Here is a 4160-nt window from a genome sequence, read left to right as displayed (position 1 = left end):
CTGCCCGGTCGCGCTCGCGATGCTCGCGACGAGTTCGGTCTTGGTGATGGACTTGTCAGCCATGTGGTTGTCCTCCACGGCGGCTCGTCGCCACCGTTTCATTGCGCGGACCGAGAGACTGCTTGCCCCCCGGCTTGGTCGGATCGACCGCGACCGAATATACCCACGTTCCGCGTAATCACGCGGATTTCCCGCACCCGGCGCGGTTTACGGAGGAAATTCCTTGGTGCTGGTGTTGCTGGTGTGACAGATGTGACGGACGCACGGTCGATCGGGCCAAGCGGATGCGAGAACCCCGTCGGTCGTTGCGTTTTCGGTTCATTCGTGCAAGCGCCGCAGCGCCGCGACCACATCGGCGTGCCAGCGTCGCGCGGCAGGCAGCACGGCGGTGAAGATCGCGGTGTCGTGGGTGCCCCCGAGGTATCGCACGGCGCTCGCGTCCACGCCCGCGTCGCGCAGCGCGGCGGCATACGCCTCGCCGTCGCCGCGCAGCGGGTCGTACTCCGCGGTGAGGATCACGGCAGGCGGAAGCCCTTCGTGCGAGCCGGCGAGCAGGGGCGACGCGTACGGGTCGCGGGCGGCGCGACTGTCGGGCAGGTAGGTGCGCGCGACCGAACGCAGCTCGCGCAGCGCGATGAGCGTCGGAATGCCGAGCGCCCGCGTCGCACGCAGGTCGAGGTGCTTGCCCGTGAGGTCGACGACCGGCACCTCGAGCACCTGCAGCCGGATCGGCCGTCGGTGGCGATCCCGGTTCATGAGCGTCACGGCTGCGGCGAGATTCGCGCCGGCGGATGCCCCGGCGATCCCGATCCGCTCCGGGTCGACGCGGAGCCGCCCCACGTTCTCGAACAGCCACTCCAGGGCGGCGTGCCCCTGGAACACCTGCGTCGGGTATTTGTGCTCGGGCGCGAGCGCGTAGTCGACCGCCACCACCACGACGTCCGCGTCGACCGCATGGCGGCGGTTGGCGGCATCCGTCGTCGGATAGTCGATCCCGCCGATCCGGAACGCGCCTCCGAAGAACGTCAGGACGGCGGGCAGGGGTTCGGCGCGGTCGCCGCCTCGCGGGTCGTACACGCGCACGCGCACCGCGGGCCGGTCGGGCACGTCGATCGTGTACTCCGCCGTTCGGACGTCGGGTCCGGGCGTCCCGACGGTCTCGAGCTCCTTGCGGTCCCATGCGAGCGCGGCGCGACGGTGCTTCGCGCGAGCGCGGGCTCGGGGTCCGAGGGCGGCGGATGCGGCATCCGTCTTCTTCGCCTTCGGGGGCGCGGGGTCGGCGGATGCCGGCGCGATCGGCTCGCGCGCGAAGGGCCACAGGGCCTTCAGGCGGGCGCGCAGATCCGCGAGCGCGCGCCCCATGAGGTAACGGCGGTGCACGCGAAGTCGCTCGGCGAAGAACGGGTCCAGCGGCATGCTCCTCATCTTCTCGTTCCGCGTGGCCGTGCGCACCGACCTTGACACCGTCTTACGGGCGGCGAGTGCACGACCTCGCGTCGAGTGCACGCCCTCGCCACGCGGGCAGGTCGTGCAGTCGGCGGGAAGTCGTGCACTCGGCGAAGGAAGGGAGGGGTTCCCCGGGCATGCGAAAGGCCCGGAGCTCCGAGGAACTCCGGGCCTTCGACCCTGATGCGGTGCTTACCAGCTCGACTTGGTGACGCCGGGCAGCTCGCCACGGTGCGCCATGTCGCGGAAGCGGACACGCGAGATGCCGAACTTCGACAGGTGGCCGCGCGGGCGACCGTCGATGACGTCGCGGTTGCGCAGGCGCACGGGCGAAGCATCGCGGGGCAGCTTCTGCAGGCCCACACGAGCGGCCTCGCGCTGCTCGTCGGTCGAGTTCGGGTCGACGAGCTGCTTCTTCAGCTCGGCGCGCTTCGCGGCGTAGCGGTCGACGACCTCCTGGCGCTGCTGGTTGCGCGCGATCTTGCTCTTCTTGGCCATGATCAGCGCTCCTCTCGGAAGTCGACGTGCTTGCGCACGATGGGGTCGTACTTCTTGAGCACGATGCGGTCGGGGTTGTTGCGGCGGTTCTTGCGCGTCACGTAGGTGTAGCCCGTGCCGGCGGTCGAACGCAGCTTGATGATCGGACGAACGTCCTGAGCCTTCTTCGCCATCAGAGCTTCACACCCTTCGCGATGAGGTCCTTCACGACGGACTCGATGCCACGGGCGTCGATCACCTTCATGCCCTTGGCGGACACGTTGAGCGTGACCTTACGGCCGAGCGACGGAACGTAGTACGTCTTCTTCTGCACGTTCGGGTCGAAGCGGCGCTTCGTCCGGCGGTGCGAGTGCGAGATGTTGTGACCGAAGCCGGGAACCGCGCCGGTCACCTGGCACACTGCTGCCATGGTGGTTGTCTCCTCTATACCGTGAAGCCGGACGGCCCCACCCAAGATCCCTTGTCTGCACTCACACCCGTGCGACCCTTCGACAGGCTCAGGGACCTTCGAGAGGCTCGACCCTTCGACAGGCTCAGGGACGGAATGCGGGGATTGTGAGTACGAACTACGCGCTGGAGTGCGCGCAGACAAAGAATCAGTCTAGCACGGATGCCGCATCCGCCCCGACCGCGGCCGGCCCGGCCCCGCGGCCCCAGCGGAACGCCGACACCGTGGGATCGCCCGGGATCCAGAACCGCCACGGGAACGCAGGCCCGCCCGCGTGCCCCGCGACCCCCACGCGCGGACCGCGCTCGAACTCCTCGAGCGGCTCCTCGCGCAGCGACAGCCGCGCGACCGCGCCGTGCAGCGGCTCGCCGGTGACCGCGTCGATTCCGTCGTGAAGCGGATGCCGCAGCCCCACCGCATCGCCGAGGCGACCCGGCCCGCGGGCGAAGTCGCGGGGCGTGCGGGCGGCCGGACGGCGGCGGGCCGCGGCATCCGCCCCTTCGATCACCTCGCCACCGCGCAGCAGCACACCGCCGGCGACCCCCTCGGGGCCGCACACGACGTTGACGCACGAGTGGATGCCGTGGCTCAAGTAGACGTAGAGGTGCCCGGGCTCGCCCCACATCGTCGCGTTGCGCGCGGTGCGGCCCATCCGCGCGTGCGAGCCCGGGTCGGGCACGGGCCCCGTGCCCTGGCCGTGGTACGCCTCGACCTCGGTCAGCCGCACCGCGACGAGCTCGCCGTCGACGACGGTCTCGAGCACGGCACCGAGCAGACGCGGAGCGACCTCGAGCGGCAGGGGCAGGAGGTCCTCGCGCGCAGCGGGGCGTACGGCGTCGGGGCCGATGGGGATCGGGGTCATATCGGCGGCACCTGGCACCACGAGACGGAGGATCCCGCGAGCGCGACGAGCTCCTCGGCGCCTTCGCCCTCGGTGTCGTCGGAGGTCATGTCGAAGACGTGCGTCTCCACGCGTTGCGGCAACGGCAGCAGATAGGTGTCGTACGGGTTCTCGACAGCGTCGGGTGCGATGAGCACCGCGAGGTAGCGTTCGCTCGGCGAGACGCACGTCTGAAGCAGGCCGTCGCTCGACGATACCGACGTGAGCGCGCGGACCAAGCCGTCGTCGGCGACGCGATCCACCGAGGTGACGCCGGTGGGCAGCCCCTCGGGCGTCAGCACCGCCGAAGAGCGCACCGTGCCGCCCGTCGAGAGCGGAAGGATCGAGCTCGCCGGGCCGAGCGCCGGGTCGGGTGCGACGAGCGGCTCCTCGGAGCCGTCGGTGAGGTCGATGACCACGACGCCCTCGGCCCGATCGACGATCGCGTGCGACGACCCGCGCGCGATGCCGTCGATGCCGTTCGCGATGCCGAGAGAGGTGGCCTGCCCGTCGGGTGCGGTGAGCAGGAGCGAGCCGTCGAACGACAGCAGCAGGATGCTGTCGGTGTCGGGCACGAAGCGGAACTCGGCGACCCGCGGATCGGCGCCTTCGACCTCGATGGGTCGGGGTTCGGCATCCGCTTCGCTGTCTGTCAGCGACGCCGTGAACAGTGCGCTCTCGAGCCCGCCCGCGGCACCCAGGTCGGCGGCCGAGAACGTGTAGCCGATGAGGTCGCCGCGATCGGCGCTCTGGAGGTTCGTGATGAAGCCTTCGCCCGGCAACGGCAGCGTGCGCTCGCCCTGCCCGTCGTGGTCGGTGACGATGAGCTGCGGCTCGTCGTCGTCGGTGCGCACCGACATCACGAGGTGCTCGGTGGTCGCGCGGTAG

At 70.5% G+C, this 4160-nt stretch carries 5 protein-coding genes and 1 pseudogene; all 6 read right to left on the bottom strand.

The genetic code is table 11. The features are described 5' to 3' along the window. Nucleotides 1-318: 318 nt before the first annotated feature. A complete protein-coding gene (locus VFF97_RS01450) occupies nucleotides 319-1416 on the bottom strand; it encodes an alpha/beta hydrolase (RefSeq protein ID WP_325031714.1) in 1098 nt (365 codons plus the stop codon). Between the two features lie 222 nt (nucleotides 1417-1638). Further along, entirely contained in the window at nucleotides 1639-1944 is a 306-nt protein-coding gene (gene rpsN / locus VFF97_RS01445) for a 30S ribosomal protein S14 (protein ID WP_179487087.1), read from the bottom strand. Between the two features lie 2 nt (nucleotides 1945-1946). Further along, nucleotides 1947-2117: a 50S ribosomal protein L33 gene (gene rpmG, locus VFF97_RS01440; protein ID WP_167036468.1), complete on the bottom strand. Its 171-nt coding sequence runs from the start codon at nucleotides 2115-2117 to the stop codon at nucleotides 1947-1949. Further along, nucleotides 2117-2353: a 50S ribosomal protein L28 gene (rpmB, locus tag VFF97_RS01435; protein ID WP_184749656.1), complete on the bottom strand. Its 237-nt coding sequence runs from the start codon at nucleotides 2351-2353 to the stop codon at nucleotides 2117-2119. Before rpmB ends, rpmG begins: the two co-directional genes overlap by 1 nt. A gap of 187 nt (nucleotides 2354-2540) precedes the next feature. Then, a complete protein-coding gene (locus tag VFF97_RS01430) occupies nucleotides 2541-3254 on the bottom strand; it encodes a DNA-3-methyladenine glycosylase (RefSeq protein WP_325031713.1) in 714 nt (237 codons plus the stop codon). Continuing rightward, nucleotides 3251-4160: pseudogene (locus VFF97_RS01425) on the bottom strand (hypothetical protein); the annotation flags it as partial. The gene VFF97_RS01430 and the pseudogene VFF97_RS01425, both read right to left, overlap by 4 nt.

The organism is Microbacterium sp. (assembly GCF_035687345.1).
GTDB lineage: Bacteria > Actinomycetota > Actinomycetes > Actinomycetales > Microbacteriaceae > Microbacterium.
This window is presented reverse-complemented; position numbering and strand designations above follow the sequence as displayed.

Bases quoted from the DNA above. Each gene is read 5' to 3' on its own strand.
- VFF97_RS01450 (WP_325031714.1), bottom strand. From the start codon at position 1,416: ATGCCGCTGGACCCGTTCTTCGCCGAGCGACTTCGCGTGCACCGCCGT.
- rpsN (WP_179487087.1), bottom strand. From the start codon at position 1,944: ATGGCCAAGAAGAGCAAGATCGCGCGCAACCAGCAGCGCCAGGAGGTC.
- VFF97_RS01430 (WP_325031713.1), bottom strand. From the start codon at position 3,254: ATGACCCCGATCCCCATCGGCCCCGACGCCGTACGCCCCGCTGCGCGC.
- rpmB (WP_184749656.1), bottom strand. From the start codon at position 2,353: ATGGCAGCAGTGTGCCAGGTGACCGGCGCGGTTCCCGGCTTCGGTCAC.
- rpmG (WP_167036468.1), bottom strand. From the start codon at position 2,117: ATGGCGAAGAAGGCTCAGGACGTTCGTCCGATCATCAAGCTGCGTTCG.